The sequence below is a fragment of the Amycolatopsis sp. FDAARGOS 1241 genome, from assembly GCF_016889705.1.
Taxonomy (GTDB): domain Bacteria; phylum Actinomycetota; class Actinomycetes; order Mycobacteriales; family Pseudonocardiaceae; genus Amycolatopsis.
The window spans coordinates 97,811-117,808 of record NZ_CP069526.1 but is presented as its reverse complement, the minus strand read 5'-3'; the positions used below and the strand labels follow the sequence as shown (position 1 = coordinate 117,808).

The window sequence follows — 19,998 nt, the reverse complement described above, 5'->3', positions numbered from 1 at the left end:
CGAAATCGCGCCGGTTTCTGGACTGAGCGGGAGGGAGAAACCGGGGTCAAGCGATCTCACCGTCTCGGCGGAGCCGAGGCAGACAACACAGCTCGGCCGGGAAGGGGATTTCGCGGCTTTCGTGAACGAGCCGGTCGTAGAAGTCGTTCATCACCACCGCCGTGGGCGCGTGCCGGGTCACGAGCCCGGCGACGGCGTCGGGCAGTTCGACCTCGCCCTCGGCCGCGCGCCGCACCGCCGCCACGCGGCCGGCCCGGTCCCGGGCGCCGCGCAGCTCCGTGATCAGCCAGTTGACCAGGTGCATGGACACGTACGCCCGATCGTGGTCCGCGTTCAGCTCGGCGAAGGCCAGCTCCTCGGCGGTCAGGTCGAACCGGCGCGCGAACGCGAGACCGAAATCGGTGAGGAAGAGGCTCTCGCCGTCGGTGAGGAAGTTGTCGAAATGGGCGTCGAAGTGCAGCAATCCCTGCGCACGCAGGAAGGACGTGGTGTCGAAGAGCTGCTCGGCCATGCGGTCGGTCTGGTCGAGGTGACCGGGCAGCCAGCGGTGCAGCGTGGTCGGGTAGTACTCGCAGAACAGCACGACGCTCCACGCGGCACCGGCCAGCTCCGTGAGCCGCCGGCGCACGGCCGCCGAGCCGCCCCAGTACGCCACGTCCTCCTCGAGAGTGCGGTCGGGAACCCGGCCCGCGGCGAGCGGCAGCACACGCCAGTGGTGCAGCAGCGGGAAGTGCGCGCACTCGCCGTCGAGCACCCAGCCGGTGGCCAGCTCGTGCAGCGCGAGCTCCCGCCACGCCGAGCCTTCCGGCGAACCGAGGCCGTAGTGGCAGAAGACCGGCAGGCCGTAGAGGTTGGCGGTGGAGCGCGGGTGCTGCCGTTCGAGGTCGGTGAGCGGCACGCGTTTCGCGAACACCGGCACGCCGTCGACGTCGAACCGCACCCCCGTGCCGCCGATGCCGGTGGCGACCACGGGCGCGTCGGCCAGCAGCTTCAGCAGCTGCTCGTCGGCCAGCCCCGCCAGGGCGGCCGACACGACGGAGTGCCGGCGCAGACGGTCATCCCCCATGCCCCGACCCTACGCGAACCGGCGGCCCCCGAAACGCCGGAAGGGCGGCTCCCCGTGGTGGGGAGCCGCCCTTCCGGGTGGTCAGCCGCGATCAGTCGTTGTCGGCTTCGCGGTTCTCGGCCGCGCCGATGCTGACCGGCGGGGCGTCCGGAACCGAGGACGGGCGCCTCTCACCCCGGAAGGTGAAGTGCGCTTCGTCGTCGCGGTCCTCGGGGTTGCCGCTCCAGCCCTCGACGTCGACCAGGATGATCTGGCCCGGCTCGACCTCGCCGAACAGGATCTTCTCCGACAGCTGGTCCTCGATCTCACGCTGGATCGTGCGACGCAGCGGTCGGGCGCCGAGCACGGGGTCGAAGCCGCGCTTGGCCAGCAGAGCCTTGGCCTTCGACGTGAGCTCGATCTCCATGTCCTTGGCCTTGAGCTGCGTCTCGACCCGGCCGATCATCAGGTCGACCATCTCGATGATCTGTTCCTGCGTGAGCTGGTGGAAGACGATGATGTCGTCGATCCGGTTCAGGAACTCGGGCCGGAAGTGCTTCTTCATCTCCTCGTTGACCTTCTGCTTCATCTTCTCGTAGCGGTTGCTCGTGTCCGCTCCGGAGGAGAAGCCGAGGCTCACGGACTTGGAGATGTCCGAGGTGCCCAGGTTCGAGGTGAAGATCAGGACCGTGTTCTTGAAGTCGACCGTGCGACCCTGGCCGTCGGTGAGGCGACCGTCTTCGAGCACCTGCAGGAGCGTGTTGTAGATCTCCTGGTGCGCCTTCTCGATCTCGTCGAAGAGCACCACCGAGAACGGCTTGCGCCGCACCTTCTCGGTCAGCTGCCCGCCCTCTTCGTAGCCGACGTAGCCCGGAGGGGCACCGAAGAGCCGCGAAGCGGTGTAGCGGTCGTGGAACTCACCCATGTCGATCTGGATGAGCGCGTCGTCCTCGCCGAACAGGAAGGAGGCCAGCGCCTTGGACAGCTCGGTCTTACCGACACCGGACGGGCCGGCGAAGATGAAGGAGCCGGACGGGCGCTTCGGGTCCTTCAGGCCGGCGCGGGTGCGGCGGATCGCCTGGGAGACGGCCTTGACCGCGTCCTCCTGGCCGATGATGCGCTTGTGGAGCTCATCCTCCATGCGCAGCAGCCGGGTGGTCTCCTCTTCGGTGAGCTTGAACACCGGGATGCCGGTCCAGTTGGCCAGCACCTCCGCGATCTGCTCGTCGTCCACCTCCGCGACGACGTCGAGGTCGCCGTCCTTCCACTGCTTCTCGCGCTCGCCCTTCTGGCCGAGGAGAGTCTTCTCCTCGTCGCGCAGGCGCGCGGCCCGCTCGAAGTCCTGCGCGTCGATCGCGGACTCCTTGTCGCGGCGGACCTCGGCGATCTTCTCGTCGAACTCGCGCAGGTCCGGCGGCGCGGTCATGCGGCGGATGCGCATGCGGGCGCCGGCCTCGTCGATGAGGTCGATGGCCTTGTCCGGCAGGAAGCGGTCGTTGATGTAGCGGTCGGCCAGCGTGGCGGCCGCGACCAGCGCCGAGTCGGTGATCGAGACGCGGTGGTGCGCCTCGTACCGGTCGCGCAGGCCCTTGAGGATCTCGATCGTGTGCTCGAGCGACGGCTCGCCGACCTGGATCGGCTGGAAGCGGCGCTCCAGCGCGGCGTCCTTCTCGATGTACTTGCGGTACTCCTCGAGCGTGGTCGCGCCGATCGTCTGCAGCTCACCGCGGGCCAGCATCGGCTTCAGGATCGAAGCCGCGTCGATGGCGCCCTCGGCGGCACCCGCACCGACCAGCGTGTGGAGCTCGTCGATGAACAGGATGATGTCGCCGCGGGTCTTGATCTCCTTGAGCACCTTCTTGAGGCGCTCTTCGAAGTCACCGCGGTAGCGGGAGCCGGCGACCAGAGAGCCCAGGTCCAGCGTGTAGAGCTGCTTGTCCTTGAGCGTCTCGGGCACCTCGCCCTTGACGATGCTCTGGGCCAGGCCCTCGACGACGGCGGTCTTGCCGACGCCCGGCTCGCCGATGAGCACCGGGTTGTTCTTGGTGCGGCGGGACAGCACCTGCATGACCCGCTCGATCTCCTTGCCGCGCCCGATGACCGGGTCGAGCTTGCCCTCGCGGGCGAGCACGGTCATGTTGCGGCCGAACTGGTCCAGCACCAGCGACGACGACGGGGTGCCCTCGCCGCGGCCGGAGCCGCTCTCGGTGGACTTCTCACCGGTCTGGTAGCCGGACAGCAGCTGCAGCACCTGCTGGCGCACCCGGTTCAGGTCCGCACCGAGCTTCACGAGGACCTGGGCGGCGACGCCCTCGCCCTCGCGGATCAGGCCGAGCAGGATGTGCTCGGTACCGATGTAGTTGTGGCCGAGCTGCAGCGCTTCGCGCAGCGACAGCTCAAGCACCTTCTTGGCCCGCGGCGTGAACGGGATGTGCCCGCTCGGCGCCTGCTGGCCCTGGCCGATGATCTCCTCGACCTGCTGGCGCACACCCTCGAGGGCGATGCCCAGCGACTCGAGCGCCTTGGCGGCGACACCCTCACCCTCGTGGATCAGACCCAGGAGGATGTGCTCGGTGCCGATGTAGTTGTGGTTGAGCATCCGGGCCTCTTCCTGGGCCAGGACGACCACCCGCCTCGCGCGGTCGGTGAACCTCTCAAACATGCGCACTCCCTCGACTGCTGCGTCGGCGGCCCGTTTCACCTCGCGGATCGCACCCACGAGGAGACAGCACCGTGAGACCACTCTAGTAGCCAAGCGGTCGCGCTTGCGTACCACTACGGCTTCCCGTGGCCCGTTGACACCCGGCAGGTGACCCGACCGGTCAACCTCCGACATCCGGTTGCCCTGCACTTTTACCTCTAGTGGAACGTACGGGCGCGGGCACGGATTCCGTTCAGGGTCCCCTGTCCGCTCAGCGCGAACAAGGGGTGCTAGCTGGAGGTTTCCGCGAAGTGGGCACTCGATTGGCGCAACAGCCCTTTCTCTGTAAGGTTAGGCACGCCTAATGAGTCCGGCGAGTCAAGGAGGGCCGCGGTGAACCAGCAGCGGTCCTTCCGCGATCACCGGAACTCGCGCGACGTCGGGGACGACCTCGCGTCGTCGCTCCTGCGGGTCGGGGGGCTCCAGGAGCGCGGCGAGCTGTGCACCGACGTCCCGGCCGGCTGGCTCCGCTGCTCCGACCTGCTCGACGAACCCGAGCGGTTCGGCGACTGGCGCGACCGGCTGGCCACCTGGCTCGTCCGCAACCACGGCGCGGCCCCAGAGCGCACGGCCGCCAGCTACGTCATGTCCTGGTACCTGCACGTGCCGGCGTACGTCGGCGCACTGCTGCTGCACCACGAGCGGCGCGTGCCGTCGCTCACACCGGAGCAGCTCGCGTTCGGCCTCGGCGATGACCGTCCGCACCCCGCGGGCATGGCCGTGCTGGGTGAGGGCTTCCACTGCCTGCCCACTGACCCGGGTTCGGCGCGGCCGGAAGCGACGGTCGTGGCCGACGAGCACGCGCTGGCCGCCGTGCTGCGCGCCCAGTACGTGGCCCACGCCGCGCGCTTCGTCCGCGCGTACGCGCCCGGCAGCCGCCTGGGCCGGCGCACGCTGTGGGCCGCGGCGACGGACGCGCTCGACAACTGCCTGTGGTGGGCGGGCCGTCAGGGCGGCACGCCGGACGCCGAGGGCGCCGGGGTGGCCGACGCCGCACTCGTGCTCGACGCGCGCTACCGGCCGTTGACCTCGGCTTCCACCCTGCGCGTCGCGGTCGACGAAAGCGGGCACCGCGGCTGGGAGCGACGGCGAGAGAGCTGCTGTTTCTCCTACCTGCTGCCGGGTGAGTCCGAGTGCGGGGAATGCCCGCGCATCTGTTCCCGCTAGCTCACGGCCGCCAGCGCGGGTCGCGGCCGCTCGCGCCCAGCGCGCGGTCCAGCGGCGGTGCGTCGGCCGGCACTGCCACCTCGGGGCCGTAGACGCCCATCGAGCGCGCCTGCCCGCCCATCGCGACCGCGGACGCCCGGACGGCCTCCGCGGTCTCGTCGGGGCAGCTCAGCGTGGCTCCCGCGGCGCGGGCGAGGTCCCAGCCGTGCAGCACGAACTCACCCAGGACCAGGTCGCCGACCACGGCGGCCGGCAGGGTGGCCGAGCCGAGCGCGACCGTGCCGTGCCACGCGCCGGGCGCGGTGAAGGCGTCGACGAGGTCTTGCGTCTGCTTCTCGAGCTTCGCGGGCCAGTCGCCGGTGACCAGCGCGGCATCCGCCTCGGAGCCGTCCGCGGTGTAGGACTCGCGACGGCCTGCGGCGGCGAGCCACGGGCCCCAGTAGAGCAGGTGGTCGAGCAGGCCGCGAGCGTCGTAGTCCGCGCACGGAGTGCGAGCCGCCGCCGTGGGCAGCGCAGCGGCGCGCAAGAACTCGGCCGCGGCCGGGCTCAGCAGGGCGGAGTGGTCGGTCATGCGCGAAGCCAAGCACGGCACGCGACGCGCGTCTTGAAAGAACGCGACGCACCAGCGTGAGGCACATGCGCCGGATTCCGCGCGGCATCGTCGACGAGCAGGTGGCGCGCACCAAGTTCACGCTCGCCCGCCACGCGCCCGCGCCCGAATTGGCCGAGGTCGTCGACTACCACTGGGTGCTGCACGGGGACCTCGACGGCTGCCACGACCAGCACGTGCTGCCGAACGTCGCGGTGCACGTGACCTTCTTCCCCGGCGCGCGCGGCGTCTACGGCCCGGACCACACGCTGTTCACCCACCGGCTCGAGGGCCGCGCGCACGGCCTCGGCGTGCGGTTCCGGCCCGGCTGTTTCCGGCCGTTCCTCGGCGCGCCCGTGCGAACCGTCGCCGACCGATCCGCAGCGCTGGAGGACGTCTTCGGGCACTGTGGCACCGAAGCCGCCGAATCGGTGCGAAATGCGAGTTCCGACGCCGAAATGATCGCTGCAGTCGACAAGTTGCTGATCGCAAAGCGGGTGACACTTCCACCGGCCGCGCGGACGGCCGCGGCGGCGGTGGAAACAATCGCGGGCGATCCGCGAATCACGCGCGTCGATCACCTCGCCGCGAGCGTCGGCTTGTCCGCACGAGCACTTCAGCGGCTGTTCGCGGAACACGTCGGCTGCACGCCCAAGTGGGCGATCCGGATATACCGGCTGAACGACGCGGCCCACCGGCTCGCCGACGAGGAGTCCCCCGATTAGGCGGACCTCGCGACCCGGCTCGGCTATGGCGATCAACCTCACTTCACCCGCGATTTCCGCGCCGTGACGGGACGCTCGCCGACCGAGTTCGCCCGAGCGGCCCGCGCCCCGGCGCCGACCGGACAGAAACCGGACAAGCAAAACGGCCGCCGGAAATAACCCGGCGGCCGTCGGCGAAGCACTGCCACTCAGTTCTTCTTGTGGTAGGCCTCCACGACCTCCGACGGGATGCGTCCCCGGTCGGAAACCGCGAAACCGTTCTTGCGAGCCCAGGCGCGAATGGCCTGGTTCTGCTCGCGGTCGACCGTCGCCGGCCGGGCCGCCGCCTTCGCGCCGGCCACCGGGCGCAGCACCGCGCGCTTGCGGCCACCGGCGCGGCGCGCGTGCTCCACGTACTGGGCGAGTGCGTCGCGCAACTCCTCGGCGTTTTCCGAGGACAGGTCGATCTGGTAGGTCACACCGTCCAAACCGAACTCGACGGTCTCTTCAGCCTCTGTGCCGTCGAGGTCGTCGACCAGGGAGACGAGCACCTTCTGTGCCATCTGATTCCTCCTGCGGGGCTTACGCGAATGATCTGGTTACGGGGCGAGCCCCGGGACAGAAGTCTTTGTCACTCACATTAATACCCGCTCACCCGGGCTGGTGCAAATCTCGTTTGAGATAAACCCCGGTGGTTCCTACCGACGGGTGGGTTATTCAGGCCGAACGAGGGGGAAGAGGATCGTCTCCCGGATACCGAGACCGGTCAGCGCCATGAGCAGCCGGTCGATCCCCATTCCCACACCACCGCTCGGCGGCATTCCGTACTCCAGGGCCCGCAGGAAATCCTCGTCGAGTCGCATGGCTTCGCTATCACCCTGCGCCGCCAGCTGGGCCTGTTCGGTGAGGCGCTGGCGCTCCACGACCGGGTCGACCAGCTCGGAGTAACCCGTGGCGAGTTCGAAACCGCGCACGTAGAGGTCCCACTTCTCAGCGACCCCCGGCCGGCTGCGGTGCTGCCTGGTCAGGGGCGAGGTCTCGAGCGGAAAATCACGCACAAATGTGGGCGCGGTGAGATCGTCGCCGACGAGGTGTTCCCACAGTTCTTCGACCAGTTTGCCGTGGCCGAGCTTCGGGTCGACCTCGATCTGGCGTGCCTCGGCGATCTTGTGCAGCCGTTCGGCAGGCGTCTCGGGTGACACTTCTTCGCCCAATGCCTCCGACAACGACTCATACATGCCGAGCGTCGTCCATTCGCCGGAAAGGTCGTACTCCGTTCCGTCCGTGAGGGTGATGACCTGCGTACCCAGCACGTTGTCCGCGGCCTCCTGGATGAGTTCGCGGGTCATCACGGCATTCGTGTCGTACGTGGCGTAGGCCTCGTAGTACTCGAGCATCGCGAACTCCGGCGAGTGCGAGGAGTCACTGCCCTCGTTGCGGAAGTTGCGGTTGATCTCGAAAACCTTCTCGATGCCCCCGACCACGCAGCGCTTCAGGAACAGCTCCGGCGCGATGCGCAGGTACAGGTCGATGTCGAACGCATTCGAATGAGTGGTGAATGGCCTGGCCGCGGCGCCGCCGTGCAGGGTCTGCAGCATCGGCGTCTCGACCTCGGTGAATCCGCGGCGGTGGAACGAGTCGCGCAGCGAACGCACCACGCCCGCGCGCGTACGCACCACATCGCGGGCCCGGTCGCGCAGAATCAAGTCGACATAACGCTGCCGGATTCGCGTTTCCTCGGCGAGGTCCTTGTGCGTGTTGGGCAGCGGGCGCAGCGCCTTGGAGGTGAGCTGCCACGAGTCGGCCATCACGGAAAGTTCACCGCGCTTGGAAGTGATCACCTCGCCCGAGACGAATACGTGATCACCGAGATCGACATCGCTCTTCCACGCGGCGAGCGAGTCCTCACCGACCTTCGCGAGGCTGAGCATCGCCTGAAGTTGCGTGCCGTCACCCTCACGAAGAGTGGCGAAACACAGTTTGCCCGTATTGCGGAGAAACATCACCCGGCCGGTGATCCCGACCTTCTGACCAGTGGCGGTGTCGGGCGGGAGATCGGAATGAGCCGCCCGAACTTCGCCGAGCGAGTGGGTGCGGGGAACCTCCACGGGGTAAGGATCGACACCCTCCGCGATTATCCGGTCGCGCTTCTCCCGGCGCACCCGCATCTGTTCGGGCAGGTCGTCTTCGGGCAGCGCATCGGGCGCGGGGAATTCGGTCATGGGCCATAGCGTACGAACCCGCTGGTCGGCAACGCCAACCGGATTACCCTTCGCGCCGGGCGGTGCTGCCTTTTCCCGTATTAGTCTCGGTTCCCGTGACGGATCCCACATATGACCAGGAACTTCACGCCCGCCGCGCGTCGTCTTTCGGCCCTCACGCCGCCGCCTACGCCGAGCACCGGCCCGACTACCCGCTGGCCGCGCTGGACTGGGGCCTCGCCGGCGCCGCGCACCCGGCGCAGGACGTGCTCGACCTCGCCGCCGGCACCGGGAAGCTCACCCAGGGCCTGGTCGACCTCGGCCTCACCGTGACCGCGGTCGAGCCCGACGCGGGCATGCTCGCGCAACTCGCCAAGCTGCTGCCGGACACCACGGCGCTCTCCGGCAAGGCCGAAGACATCCCGCTGGCCGGCGAGTCCGTCGACGCGGTGTTCATCGGCCAGGCCCTGCACTGGTTCGACTGGGAACCGGCGTTCGCGGAGATCCGCCGCGTGCTGCGCCCGGGCGGGGTCGTCGTGGCGCTGTGGAACCACGACGACGTCGAGGTCGAGTGGGTCGTCGAATTCTCGAAACTCGTGCGCGGCGGCGTGACGCGCGTGGCCTTGGCCGAGAACCGGACGCTGGACGCTGCGGGTTTCGCCCCGTTCGAGGAACACCAGTTCCCCCATTCGCACCGGCGCACGATCGACTCGCTGCTCGCAACCGTCGCCACGCACTCGAACCTGCTCGTCGCCGACCCCGCCGACCGCGACGCCGCCCTGGCCGCGGCCCGCGACTACCTGCACAGCGTGCCCACGACCAGCAGCGGCGAGTTCGACTACCCGCTGATCACGACCGCGCTCCGCGCGCGGAAGGTGTGAAGCCTGGCGACGAAGATCACCGACCCATGCGTATGCGTTGCGCAGCATCCCCGTCGGTACCGGTTACGCGGTGTGGGCATCTTCGCGCTGCACGGTCCCGCGACGATCGGCCGTCTGGCGTGCCTCGTGCTCATCGTCGCGGGGGTCCGGCGCGCTGCACCTCATTCACCGAGCAGGGAGATCTCCAGGGTGCGCAGCCGGTCGGGGTCGGCGATGACGTCGATCCCGGTGATGGCGTCGCCGTTGCAGGTGAAGCTGAGCACGACCTGCAAGTGCCCACGCGGCGCCATGACGAGGGCCGGCGAGCCGTTGACCAGCGCGAGTGTCGTCGCGCGGGCACGGTCGGCGGCCAGCAGCGCGCCTTTGCCCACGCTGCGGACGCCACGCAGCACCACGGGCGCCGGCGTGCCGGACACGGCCGCGTCGGCGTGGAGCACGACATCGGGGTCGAGCAGGTGGAGCAGGGCCTCGAAATCGCCACTGCGCGCGGCCGCCAGGTAAGCCTCGACGACCCGCCGGCCGCGGGAAACGTCGGCCGGCCGGTCGCCGCCCTTGACCCGCCGGCGGGCCCGGCTGGCCAGCTGGCGCACGGCCGCGGGCGTGCGGTCGAGCAAGGGCGCGATCTCTTCGAACGGCACGGCGAACATGTCGTGCAGCACGAACGCGATCCGCTCCGCCGGGCCGAGCGAGTCGAGCACCACGAGCAACGCGAGCCCGACGGAGTCGGCCAGCTGCGCCTCTTCCTCCACGTCGACGCTCGGGTCACCGCGCTCGACGGGATTCGCGTCGAATGACTCCTCTCGCCGGCGCTGCCGCGTCCGCAGCTGGTTGAGGCACACGCGCGAGACGACGGTGGTGAGCCACGCGGGCAGGCTCTCGATCTCCGCGGCGTCCGTGCGATCGAGCCGCAGCCAGGCTTCCTGGACGGCGTCGTCGGCCTCGCTCAGCGAGCCCAGCATCCGGTAGGCGACGCCGCGCAGCCGCGGCCGGTTCCCCTCGAACTGCTGCGCCAGCCAGGCTCTTTCGTCCACGTGTCACATTCCTCCGTCGCGCGGGTTCACCGAAGTAGACCCCATCGAGCCCGGTCACGTGACCGGAACGGAGGAACCCATGAGCACGATCCTCGTCACCGGCGGCACCGGCACGCTCGGCTCCCTCGTCACCCCGCTGCTGCGGGACGCGAAGCTGCGCGTGCTGAGCCGTACCGGACACGAGCCCGCCGACGGCATCGAGTACTTCGCCTGTGACCTGACGCGCGGCGAGGGCCTGGAGCCCGCGGTCGACGGGGTCGACGTGGTGCTGCACCTGGCCGGCGGCCCCAAGGGTGACGACGTGGCGACGGAGAACCTCGTTCGCGCCGCCCGTCGAGCCGGGGTGGGCCACTTCGCGTTCATCTCGGTGATCGCCGCCGACCGCGTGCCGCTCGGCTACTTCAGGCGCAAGCACGCGGCCGAGGAGGCGGTGATCGCGTCGGGTCTGCCGTGGACAGTCCTGCGCGCCGCCCAGTTCCACGGCTTCTGCCTCGACGCCGTGCGCGCGGTCGCCAAGCTGCCGCTCGTCCCGGTGCCGGGCATGCGGTTCCAGCCGGTCGACGCGCGCGACGTCGCGGCCCGCCTCGCGGACTTGACCCTCGGCGCCCCGGCCGGCCGTGTGCCCGACCTGGCCGGACCACGGGTGTACGAGATGCGCGAACTCGTCGACGACTACTTGCGCGCCAACGGAAAGCGCCGTCCCAAGCTGCCGATCCGCCTACCCGGCAAGGCCGGCCGCGCCTACCGCGCGGGCGCCAACCTCAACCTCGACGCCCAGACCGGCACCCGCACCTGGGAGTCCTACCTGGCCGCCACCACCGCTACGGACACGGGGAACTGAACCACACCGCGAGATCTCGCCGCCCCGGCGAAGCCGGGGCAGACAACACAGCATTACCGCACGTTGCGTTCGTAGACCAGGCGCAAGCCGAGCAGCGTCAGGTCCGGCACGTGTTCCTTGATCGTCTCCGATTCGCCGATCACCAGCGGCGCGAGGCCGCCGGTCGCGAGGACCGCGACCGGTTCGGCTTCGTCGTGGCGCAGTTCGCGGACGATGCGGCGGACGAGGCCGTCGACTTGGCCCGCGAAGCCGTAGAGGATGCCGGACTGCAGGCATTCCACGGTGTTCTTGCCGATGACCGACCGCGGTGGCACGAGTTCCACCTTGCGCAGCGCGGCGGCGCGGGAGGCGAGCGCGTCGACGGAGATGTCGATGCCCGGGGCGAACGCGCCGCCCAGGAACTCGCCCTTGGCGGAGATGGCGTCGACGTTCGTCGACGTGCCGAAGTCGACCACGACGCACGCGGTGGCGTGCAGGTGGTGGGCCGCGAGTGTGTTCACGAGCCGGTCGGCGCCGACTTCCTTCGGGTTGTCCACGAGCAGCGGCACGCCCGTGCGCACACCTGGTTCGACCACGATCTTCGGCAGCCGCGCGTAGTAGCGGCTGAGCATCACCCGCAGTTCGCGCAGCACGGCGGGCACTGTGGACAGTGCGCTGATGCCCGTGATCGCGTCGGCGTGCGGACCGAGGAGGCCGCGCATGGTGAGCGCGAGCTCGTCGGCCGTCATGCGCGCGTCGGTGCGCATGCGCCAGTCGCCGACGAGCTCCTGCCCCTCGTACAGGCCGAGCACGATGTTGGTGTTGCCGACGTCGACCGTGAGCAGCAACGCGGACTTCCTTTACTGCGGCCCGGTTTCACCGCTGCCTGGTGGGTTAGCTGTCTGCGTGCAGCAACGCGTCGAGGCGGCGCGCGTCGGCCGTTTCGGCGACCGGGAAGGCGATCGTGTCCTCCTCGGGCAGGGTGACGGTGCCGGAGAGCAGCCCCGATCCCTCGGGCGCGTGCGCGGGGTCGGCCCCGCGCTCGACGATGTGGTTGCGCTCGTCGACGAAGATCACCCGCGGCTCGTAGGTGAGCGCCTCCGCGCTGTCCATCTGGCCGTAGGAGATCAGGATGACGAGGTCGCCGGGGTGCACCAGGTGCGCCGCCGCGCCGTTGATGCCGAGCACGCCGCTGCCGCGCTCGCCCTTGATGACGTAGGTCTCGAGCCGCGCCCCGTTCGTGACGTCCACAATGGACACCTGTTCGCCGGGCAGGAGGTCGGCGGCCTCCATCAGTTCCTCGTCGACCGTGACCGACCCGACGTAGTGCAGGTCCGCCTGCGTCACCGTGGCCCGGTGGATCTTCGACTTCAGCATCGTGCGGTACATCGTGGACCCTCCCTATTCCCCTGCGTCCGGTTCAACGCTCGGATGCTCCACAGCCTTTCCGAGCAGCACTCCCACGTTGTCGATCAGCCGGGTGCTCCCCACCCGGGCGGCGACCAGCAGCCGTGCCTCACCGTCGACGGGCGCCGGCCCGAGGTCGGTTCCCCGTAACTCCAGGTAGTCCACTTCCACCTGCGGACGCTCGGCGAGCGTCCGGCGAGCGAGGTCGAGCACCGCTTCGGCCCCGTCGCGGCCGACGTGGGCTCCGGCGGTCAGCGCCGCCGAGAGCACCACCGCGTCCTCGCGCTGCTGCGGCGTGAGGTACGCGTTGCGCGACGACAGGGCGAGCCCGTCGCGCTCGCGGACCGTCGGCACCCCGATCACGCGGGTGTCGATGTTCAGGTCCGCCACCATCTTCTTGATGAGCACCAGCTGCTGGTAGTCCTTCTCCCCGAAGAAGGCGTAGTCCGGGCGCAGCAGGTTGAACAGCTTCGCGACGACCGTCAGCACCCCGGTGAAGTGCCCGGGCCGCGCCGCGCCTTCCAGCTCGTCGCCGAGCGGGCCGGGGTGCACGGTGACCATCGCGTTCTCCGTGTAGAGGTCACTGGCTTTCGGCGTGAACGCGAGTTCGACGCCGGCTTCACCCAGCACCGCGAGGTCGTCCTCGAGCCGGCGCGGGTAGGCCTCGAAGTCCTCGCCCGCGCCGAACTGCAACGGGTTCACGAAGATCGACGCGGCCACGATCGTGTTCGGCAGGCGCTTCGCGCGGCGCATGAGCTCGCGGTGCCCGGCGTGCAGCGCACCCATCGTGGGGACGAGCGCAACCTTGCGGCCGACGCTGCGCAGCGCGCGGCTCACCTGGCTGACGTGTTCGGGCGGCTGGTACGCGTTGAGCGTGCCGCGCTGGAACTTCGGTGTGGTCACGGGGTCTGCCCTTCGGCGGGATCGTCGAGGAGGTCGGTCAGCTCGGCGGCGGTTGCCGCGTCGATCAGCCCGGCGGCCCGGGACCGCTCGGCCGTGCGCCGGGCCAGCGCCCGGTAGGCCGGCGCGATCGCCGGTTCGGAGTCCGAGAGCACGGTGAGGTGCTTGCGGACGGTGCCGAGGTCGCCACGGGCCACCGGGCCGGTGAGGGCGCGATCGCCGTGGCGCAGCACATTATCCAGTGCGGCGGACAGCAGTGGTGCGACGAGTCGTTCCGATTGCCCGATTCCGGCTTCCCGGAGGAGCTCGGTGCAATCGGCCACCAGCGTCATCAGGTGGTTCGCCCCGTGGGCCAGCGCCGCGTGGTACAGCGCGCGGGCGGATTCGGGGATGCGCACCGGCTCGGCGCCCATCTCGACGGCGAGCGCCTCGCCGACGTTCCACGCCGCTTCGTCGCCCGTCGCCGCGGTGACGCCGATGCTGGCGGTGCTGAGGCGTTCGAGGTCTTCCGCGCGGCCGGTGAACGTGAGCACGGGGTGCAGCGCGAGCGCCAGCGCGCCGGTTGCGGCGGCGGGCGCGAGCACGCCGACGCCGTGGGCGCCGGAGGTGTGGACGACGATCTGGCCGGGCCGCAGCGACTCCGTGGCGACGAGGCCGTGCACCATGCCCTCGAGCGCGTCGTCGGGCAGCGCGAGCAGCACCAGGTCGGCGCGGCGCACGACTTCGTCGGGTGGCAGCAGGGGGACGCCGGGCAGCAGGCGTTCGGCGCGGGCGAGCGACTCGGCCGACAGGCCCGAGGCAGCGACCACCGCGTGTCCCGCCCTGGCGAGTGCGGCACCGAGGACGCTGCCGACCCGGCCGGCCGAAACCACGCCCACCGCCAGGCGGGCCGGCCGGTTCATGGCGTGCGCCTGTGGACGCTCATGGCTCGAAACTCCTATGGCTCGTTCCAGTCCCGCTCTTCCGGCGCGGGTACCAGACGACGGCGCGAGAGTAGCCCCGCTGCGTCCGGATCGTAGAGCTCTGGTGATGAGCTTCACCCGGTCGTTCAATCGCGGAGGTACTTTAATCGCGCCGCTCTCGCGGGCTCGGGACAGGTCCGCCGCACCCGTGTTGACCTCGGGTTTTGGCTCGGTCGAGCTACCCCCGGAGGGGGAGGACGATCACCCCGCGCCTCCGGCGGCGAGCCGGACGGCGTCGGCGCGGGCCGTTTTCAACGTGTGCAGGAGCTCGTCCTGGCGGTGGCGGTCTTCGTCGGTGCGGATGCGGTTGCGGCGCAGGAACGCCAGCTCGGTCACGCTGGCCTGGTACAGACCGACCGCGCGCGCCGCGTCCCGCCCCGACTCCCGTCTCGCCTGCCGCCGCCAGGCCCGTCTGCCGGAGAGGCTCGACAGCAGGTCCACTTCCGACGGCGCGATCCACCGCCGTTCCACCATCTTCGGCAGCGCAGCGGCCACGATCCGCTGTTCGCGCCGGCGTTGCAGCACGATCACGTACACGACGCCGACGAACAGCGGCACCATGATCAGGAAGTACACGGTGAGGAACGCTTTCGACCCACCGAGCGTGGCGGAGCTGTTCCACAGCGCGTGCAGCAGGACGCCCGCGACGTACCCGGTCAGCGGCGCCACGACGCGCAGCCACCTCTGCTGTGTCCGGGCCGCCACCCCGAATCCGATGCCCGCCATGACCGCGAACAACGGATGCGTGAACGGAGAAAGCACGCCACGCAGGAAAAACGCCGCGAGGACACCGGAGTTGGCCCCGTTGCCGAACCCGTACTCGGCGAACGCGCGGCCGAAGTAGTAGATGTTCTCGGTGAACGCGAAGCCGGCAGCGGAGAATCCCGCGTAGACGATGCCGTCGACGATCCCGTCGAACTCCGCGCTGCGCCGCCAGAAGATCAGCAGCACGAACGCGTCCTTGGCCGCTTCTTCGACGAGCGGGGCGGAGACGAGCGCGCTGATCTTGCTTCCGTGGCCGCTGCCGAGCAGGAGGTCACCGACCGCCTCGGCCCCGCTGTTGATCGCGAGCGCCGTGATCGTCGCGATGCACGCTCCCCACGCGAAGGCGAGCAGGAGCAGCTTCGCGGGCTCCGGCTCCCACCGGTCCACCCACAGGAACCCCGCCACCACCACGACAACCGGCACCAGCGCCGCCACGACCCCCATGGCGACGGCCGCCACTCCGACGCGCGTGGTAGCCAGCCCGAACAGGAACAGCCCGCACAGGGCCACCACGATGAGCCCACCGACGGGCAACAACACCGTCACTCGCCGCGGCAACCGCGCCCGCCTCCTCGGCGGCGCACCCTGCGCGGTGGGAAGGGTTCCGTTCACGAGCGGTCACCATACGGGGGTGAGGTGTGTGGTGCTGGCTGTGGTTCGTCGTGCCGCGCCAGACGGGCAACGCCCCCACACCAACGGACAGTAGACCCCGAGCGCCCACGGAAACCGCCACGCGCGCGAACACCCCGACCGTGCAGCGGCAACACCCCGAACCGGTCCGCCGCAACCAAACCCGAGCCCCACTCACAGCTGCGCTCTGATCACGTGGCAACAGTCACCGAACCACACGACGCCCCTGCACGCACCGCGATCCCCGCCTTCAACCGCACCGCCGACCGTCACCGACCCACCCACGGAAACCCCGCACCCACGCCCACCCGCGACCTCGATCCCTGCCTTTGACCACCCACCAGCAGCCACCGATCCGTCCGCCCCGCGCACCGAGCCCGCCCCGCACCTTGGGTCCGCCGTTGATCACCGTGCCGACGGCCGTCGCCCTATCCGGCGAAACCGCGCACCCAGCGTCAGCCCCGCACCTCGGCCCCCCTCAGCCACCCGACAAGGTCACCGATCTACAAAACCGTGCACCCAGCGTCAGTCCGACACCTCGACCCACGCCCTCCGCGCCCAGCCCCCGCCCTCCACCTCGGGCCCAGCCTTTGATCACCCCGCGAACGGCCACCGATCCCCCCACGAAACCCCGCACCCAGCCCCCTCCCTGCACCCCGATTCCGCCTTCCACGCGGTCGTCACAATTAGAGTCGGGGTGGCCCTGCGCACCACCCCGGGCGCAACGTTGCGCCCCAGCGCAACGAGCCGCCCGCCGCAGCCCCGACCCCCCAAAAACCCCACACACAGCAAAACCCCGGCCACCACACAGATGACCGGGGCTCTCACCCACTCCTCAATCCTCAGCACGCCTCCGCCGCCGGGGTGAACCTTCCTTCTTCGCCCCGTTGGCAGCCAGCAACTCCGTCACCGACCGCCCAGCCGCATGCGATCCCGTATCGGCAGCCCCACGACGTCCGGGCGCCTCGTCGTCGGCGTCGACCGCCGGCATCGACCGACGGCTCTGCGACGCCCGCTCCGACACCATGCCTTCCCAAGCCGGCGGCTCTCCGTCCGGACGCCGCCGACGCCCGCCGGCCGCGGTGTCAGCCGCGTCGTCCTCCGCCGAACGCCGCCGGCGCCCGCCGGACTTCCCTTTCGCCACACTGCTGCGCACGGCCTCCGGCAACGTCGGATTCACGGCCGGCTCCTCCGGCTGCGCGTCTTCCGTCGAGTGCGCGCCGTGCCGCGTCGAGGGAGCCGACTCCGCCAACGGCGACAAGTCCGCCCGCGAGAACTGCTCCAGCCGCGACGGCTTCCGCGGCGCGGGCTCTTCGGCAGCCGGCTGCGGCTTCTCGGTGACGGGCTGCAGATCCGTCCGCGACGCCGCCGCCTCGCGCGGCTTCGGCGGGGCGCCGCCCGTCGAGCGGCGCTCGGCGAAGTCGGCAGAGGCATCCCACGCCGGCTTCCGCGCGGCGGTCGACTCGCCGGCCGGCTCGGCCGTCGGCAGGCCCACGCGCGGCAGGTCCCCTCGCGACACCTCCGACGGCGACTCGACCCGGCGCATCGCCGGCCGCGAAGCCTCCGCCGCAGACTCAACTCGGCGCAGGCCCGGACGCGAAGCCTCGGCCCGCGAAGCGGGGCGCATCGCCGGCCGCGAAGCTTCTCGCTGCAGTTCAGCGCGCGGTACCTGGCGCGTCGCCTCGAGCGCGTCGGGCTTCGGGACGGCCGGGACGGTGCGGGTCGGCTGCGCGGACTCGGCGGCCTGGCGCCGTGCGGCCTCTGCCCGCAGCTCGGCCGCCTTCACCGCACGCGCGGCAGCCGATTCGGACTCGGCCTGCGCCTGAGCCGACGGCTGCGGCCGGCCGGCCGGCTTCTGCCGCGCGAGCTGCTGGGTGCGCAGAGTCTGCGGCTTGCCGTTCGGCCCCTGCCCCTGGCCGGGCCCGTGCTGCGTACCCGGACCGTGCGGAGCCGCGCCGCCGGCCTGCTTGCGACGACGCTCGGTGCCCGGGTCGTCGACGACGCGGTCGATCAGCTCGGTCGGCCGTTCGTTGACCTCGACCACCGGCTTCTTCGGCGCGAGCAGCTGAGCCGGCTTCTTGCCGTTGCCGTTCTTCGACTCCGACCCAGCCGGCACGAGCCGCTGCTCGTCGTTGAGCGCGCGCATGCGGGTGGCCTGCGCGGTGAGCGCGACCCGCTCCAGCAGCACCTCGCCGCCGAACAGCGACTGCAAGCTCTCGCGCAGCGAAGCGACTTCGGCGCGCAACGCGTCGAGCTCCTCACGCGACTTGGCCTCCGCGGCCTCCCGTGTCTCGGCTTCGATCTCGAGCTCGTACTCCCGCCGAGCCGCGATCTCGCGTTCCAGTTCCAATTCGTATACCGCCTGCGCCTCGGCGACCTCGTCCTCGCTGTGCGCCGCGTGCTTGCGATACCTCACGGAGAGGAAGGCGCCGATCAAGGCGGCCCAGAGTGCCGCGACGATGCCGAGCCGGAGGAACCGGAGGTCGTCGCTGAGCACCAGTGCGAGAGTGGCTCCGATGGCGAGGAGGAATCCGACGACGAGCCACGGCCTGCCCACTAGGCGGCCGCGCGAGTCGTCACCCACGCCGGTCATGTCTGACACCGTACCTTCTAGTGATCCGAACGAGACCTAGTCGGTACTTCGAGCGGCAGGATCTGGTCGCTAACCGGTCGTCCCACGTGTCGTCGGCCGTTCGTCGTCCCGGGGGGTCCGGCAGCAGTGTTCGAGCCACAAAGCCGCAGCTACGAGCAGTGCTGAGCACACCGCACCGACCACCGCGGCTCGGGTGTCGGACACGGTGGCGACGAGTTCGTCACGTCGGGGAAAAACATACGCGAACGCAGCCAGCCAACCCCCTGTCATGAAGGCGCCGGCGAGCGAGGACGCCTTGGCGAGGGCTACGGAGCGTGCGATACCGATCGATGCGGTCACCCGTCCGGCCTTGATTCTCGACCTGATCGTGTAGCCCATGATCGCCTCGACCACTGCGAGTAGTGCGAACGTGATTCCGGCCAGCGTCGGGAGTCGGGGCAGGTCACCGTAGGCGAACTGGAACAGGGCGTACCCGAGGCCAAGGCCGAGAACCGCGGCCACCACCAGGTCTCGGGGCCGGGTGAAGTGCATGGACCCACCGTACCGAGCGCGAAGTGCGACACTTGACCCTCCAGCGACTGGAGACTCCACCATGCGACGTGTGGGTGCCACCGCGGTCTTCACGATCGGCGAGCTGTCCCGGAGGACGGGGCTGCCGGTCAAGACCATCCGCTACTACTCCGACGAGGGCCTGCTCCCGCCCACTGAGCGCACCGATGCCGGTTACCGCCTGTACGACGCGCACGCGCTCGCCAGGCTCGAGCTGGTGCGGACGCTGCGTGAGCTGGGCGTCGGGCTCGCCGACGTCGCGCGAGCACTGGAGCGCGAGACGTCGGTGCGAGACCTGGCCGTGCGCCACGTCGAGGCCCTCGACGAGCAGATCCGCCGGCTCCGGCTGCGCCGGGCCGTGCTGCGGGCGGTGGCGAAGAGAGGAACCGAACTGGAGGAAGTGAACCTGATGAACCGCCTCGCGCAGATGTCCGACGACGAGCGCAAGCGCCTCGTCGACGAGTTCTGGGCCGAGATGACCGAGGGGCTCGACGTGGACCCCGCCTTCTACGAGCGCATGGGCTCCGCCAAGCCCGAACTGCCGGACGACCCGTCGCCCGAGCAGCTCGAGGCCTGGATCGAGTTCGCCGAACTCGTGCAGGACCAGGACTTCCGCCGCCTCATCCGCGGCATGAGCGAGCGCCACGCGGCCGACCGCGCGGCCGGTGAATCCACACAGGTCGCCGAGGCCCAGCGGGACCACTGGTTCTCCTGGAGCGCCGATGCCCGCGCCGCGCTCGACGCGGGCGCCGGCCCGGACTCAGCCCAGGGCCGGGAGCTCGCGGACGCCATCGCCACGGCGTCCGCGGCCCCGGGCGACGATCCGGCGGACCCTGCGTTCCGCCGCGCCCTGGCCGACAAGTTCGCCCAGGGCGGCGATCCGCGGGCCGAGCGCTACTGGCAGCTCCTGGCGACGATCAACGGCTGGCCGCCCATCCCGACCGCCCAGCCGGAGGTCGCCTTCATGCTGGCGGCGCTGCGGCAGTGACCCGGTTGACCCCGTTACCGCCGAATCGGTGAACGGTGGGTGAACGGCGCCGAGTCACCGCAACC

At 70.4% G+C, this 19,998-nt stretch carries 18 protein-coding genes and 1 pseudogene; 6 read left to right on the top strand and 13 right to left on the bottom strand.

Going from position 1 to position 19,998, the window contains the following annotated elements; all coding sequences use genetic code 11:
* Positions 1–46: 46 nt before the first annotated feature.
* Positions 47–1,066: a hypothetical protein gene (locus I6J71_RS00545; RefSeq protein ID WP_204092912.1), complete on the bottom strand. Its 1,020-nt coding sequence runs from the start codon at positions 1,064–1,066 to the stop codon at positions 47–49.
* 91 nt (positions 1,067–1,157) lie between these two features.
* The gene (locus I6J71_RS00540; protein WP_204092911.1) at positions 1,158–3,707 is read right to left on the bottom strand and encodes an ATP-dependent Clp protease ATP-binding subunit; all 2,550 of its coding nucleotides are present in this window, start codon (positions 3,705–3,707) and stop codon (positions 1,158–1,160) included.
* Positions 3,708–4,079: 372 nt separating this feature from the next.
* Here I6J71_RS00540 and I6J71_RS00535 point away from each other — a divergent pair, with 372 nt between their 5' ends.
* Entirely contained in the window at positions 4,080–4,913 is an 834-nt protein-coding gene (locus I6J71_RS00535) for a (2Fe-2S)-binding protein (RefSeq protein WP_204092910.1), read from the top strand.
* Between the two features lies 1 nt (position 4,914).
* Here I6J71_RS00535 and I6J71_RS00530 read toward each other — a convergent pair whose 3' ends face one another.
* On the bottom strand, positions 4,915–5,484 hold the full coding sequence (locus I6J71_RS00530) for a TIGR03086 family metal-binding protein (RefSeq protein ID WP_204092909.1): 570 nt from the start codon (positions 5,482–5,484) through the stop codon (positions 4,915–4,917).
* Positions 5,485–5,549: 65 nt separating this feature from the next.
* On the opposite strand from I6J71_RS00530, the gene I6J71_RS00525 reads away from it, so the two are divergent.
* Both I6J71_RS00525 and I6J71_RS47395 read left to right on the top strand, forming a co-directional pair.
* On the top strand, positions 5,550–6,227 hold the full coding sequence (locus I6J71_RS00525) for a helix-turn-helix domain-containing protein (protein ID WP_239154336.1): 678 nt from the start codon (positions 5,550–5,552) through the stop codon (positions 6,225–6,227).
* A 39-nt stretch (positions 6,228–6,266) separates the two neighbouring features.
* A pseudogene (locus I6J71_RS47395) lies at positions 6,267–6,386 on the top strand (AraC family transcriptional regulator); the annotation flags it as partial.
* Positions 6,387–6,415: 29 nt separating this feature from the next.
* Here I6J71_RS47395 and I6J71_RS00520 read toward each other — a convergent pair.
* A complete protein-coding gene (locus I6J71_RS00520) occupies positions 6,416–6,769 on the bottom strand; it encodes an Lsr2 family protein (protein ID WP_204092908.1) in 354 nt (117 codons plus the stop codon).
* 150 nt (positions 6,770–6,919) lie between these two features.
* Positions 6,920–8,428: a lysine--tRNA ligase gene (gene lysS, locus I6J71_RS00515; protein WP_204092907.1), complete on the bottom strand. Its 1,509-nt coding sequence runs from the start codon at positions 8,426–8,428 to the stop codon at positions 6,920–6,922.
* 95 nt (positions 8,429–8,523) lie between these two features.
* On the opposite strand from lysS, the gene I6J71_RS00510 reads away from it, so the two are divergent.
* Entirely contained in the window at positions 8,524–9,288 is a 765-nt protein-coding gene (locus I6J71_RS00510; RefSeq protein WP_204092906.1) for a class I SAM-dependent methyltransferase, read from the top strand.
* 161 nt (positions 9,289–9,449) lie between these two features.
* On the opposite strand, the gene I6J71_RS00505 is transcribed toward I6J71_RS00510, so the two are convergent.
* On the bottom strand, positions 9,450–10,319 hold the full coding sequence (locus tag I6J71_RS00505; RefSeq protein WP_204092905.1) for a sigma-70 family RNA polymerase sigma factor: 870 nt from the start codon (positions 10,317–10,319) through the stop codon (positions 9,450–9,452).
* Positions 10,320–10,398: 79 nt separating this feature from the next.
* Here I6J71_RS00505 and I6J71_RS00500 point away from each other — a divergent pair, with 79 nt between their 5' ends.
* A complete protein-coding gene (locus I6J71_RS00500; protein ID WP_204092904.1) occupies positions 10,399–11,160 on the top strand; it encodes an SDR family oxidoreductase in 762 nt (253 codons plus the stop codon).
* 53 nt (positions 11,161–11,213) lie between these two features.
* Here I6J71_RS00500 and I6J71_RS00495 read toward each other — a convergent pair whose 3' ends face one another.
* The 7 genes from I6J71_RS00495 to I6J71_RS00465 form a co-directional block, all read right to left on the bottom strand.
* A complete protein-coding gene (locus tag I6J71_RS00495; RefSeq protein WP_204092903.1) occupies positions 11,214–11,987 on the bottom strand; it encodes a type III pantothenate kinase in 774 nt (257 codons plus the stop codon).
* Between the two features lie 46 nt (positions 11,988–12,033).
* The gene (gene panD, locus I6J71_RS00490) at positions 12,034–12,528 is read right to left on the bottom strand and encodes an aspartate 1-decarboxylase (protein WP_204092902.1); all 495 of its coding nucleotides are present in this window, start codon (positions 12,526–12,528) and stop codon (positions 12,034–12,036) included.
* A 12-nt stretch (positions 12,529–12,540) separates the two neighbouring features.
* On the bottom strand, positions 12,541–13,449 hold the full coding sequence (gene panC, locus I6J71_RS00485; protein WP_204092901.1) for a pantoate--beta-alanine ligase: 909 nt from the start codon (positions 13,447–13,449) through the stop codon (positions 12,541–12,543).
* Positions 13,446–14,348 carry a Rossmann-like and DUF2520 domain-containing protein gene (locus tag I6J71_RS00480; RefSeq protein WP_204092900.1) on the bottom strand — a complete coding sequence of 301 codons (903 nt, stop codon included), beginning with the start codon at positions 14,346–14,348 and terminating at the stop codon, positions 13,446–13,448. Before I6J71_RS00480 ends, panC begins: the two co-directional genes overlap by 4 nt.
* 261 nt (positions 14,349–14,609) lie before the next feature.
* On the bottom strand, positions 14,610–15,713 hold the full coding sequence (locus I6J71_RS00475) for a PrsW family intramembrane metalloprotease (RefSeq protein WP_204096789.1): 1,104 nt from the start codon (positions 15,711–15,713) through the stop codon (positions 14,610–14,612).
* Positions 15,714–16,638: 925 nt separating this feature from the next.
* Positions 16,639–18,396, bottom strand: a complete 1,758-nt coding sequence (locus tag I6J71_RS00470; protein ID WP_204092899.1) for a DUF6779 domain-containing protein — start codon at positions 18,394–18,396, stop codon at positions 16,639–16,641.
* A 69-nt stretch (positions 18,397–18,465) separates the two neighbouring features.
* Entirely contained in the window at positions 18,466–18,927 is a 462-nt protein-coding gene (locus I6J71_RS00465; RefSeq protein ID WP_204092898.1) for a DUF3180 domain-containing protein, read from the bottom strand.
* A 70-nt stretch (positions 18,928–18,997) separates the two neighbouring features.
* Between I6J71_RS00465 and I6J71_RS00460 the strand changes: the two genes are divergently transcribed.
* A complete protein-coding gene (locus I6J71_RS00460; RefSeq protein WP_204096788.1) occupies positions 18,998–19,933 on the top strand; it encodes a MerR family transcriptional regulator in 936 nt (311 codons plus the stop codon).
* The last annotated feature ends 65 nt before the right edge of the window (positions 19,934–19,998 follow it).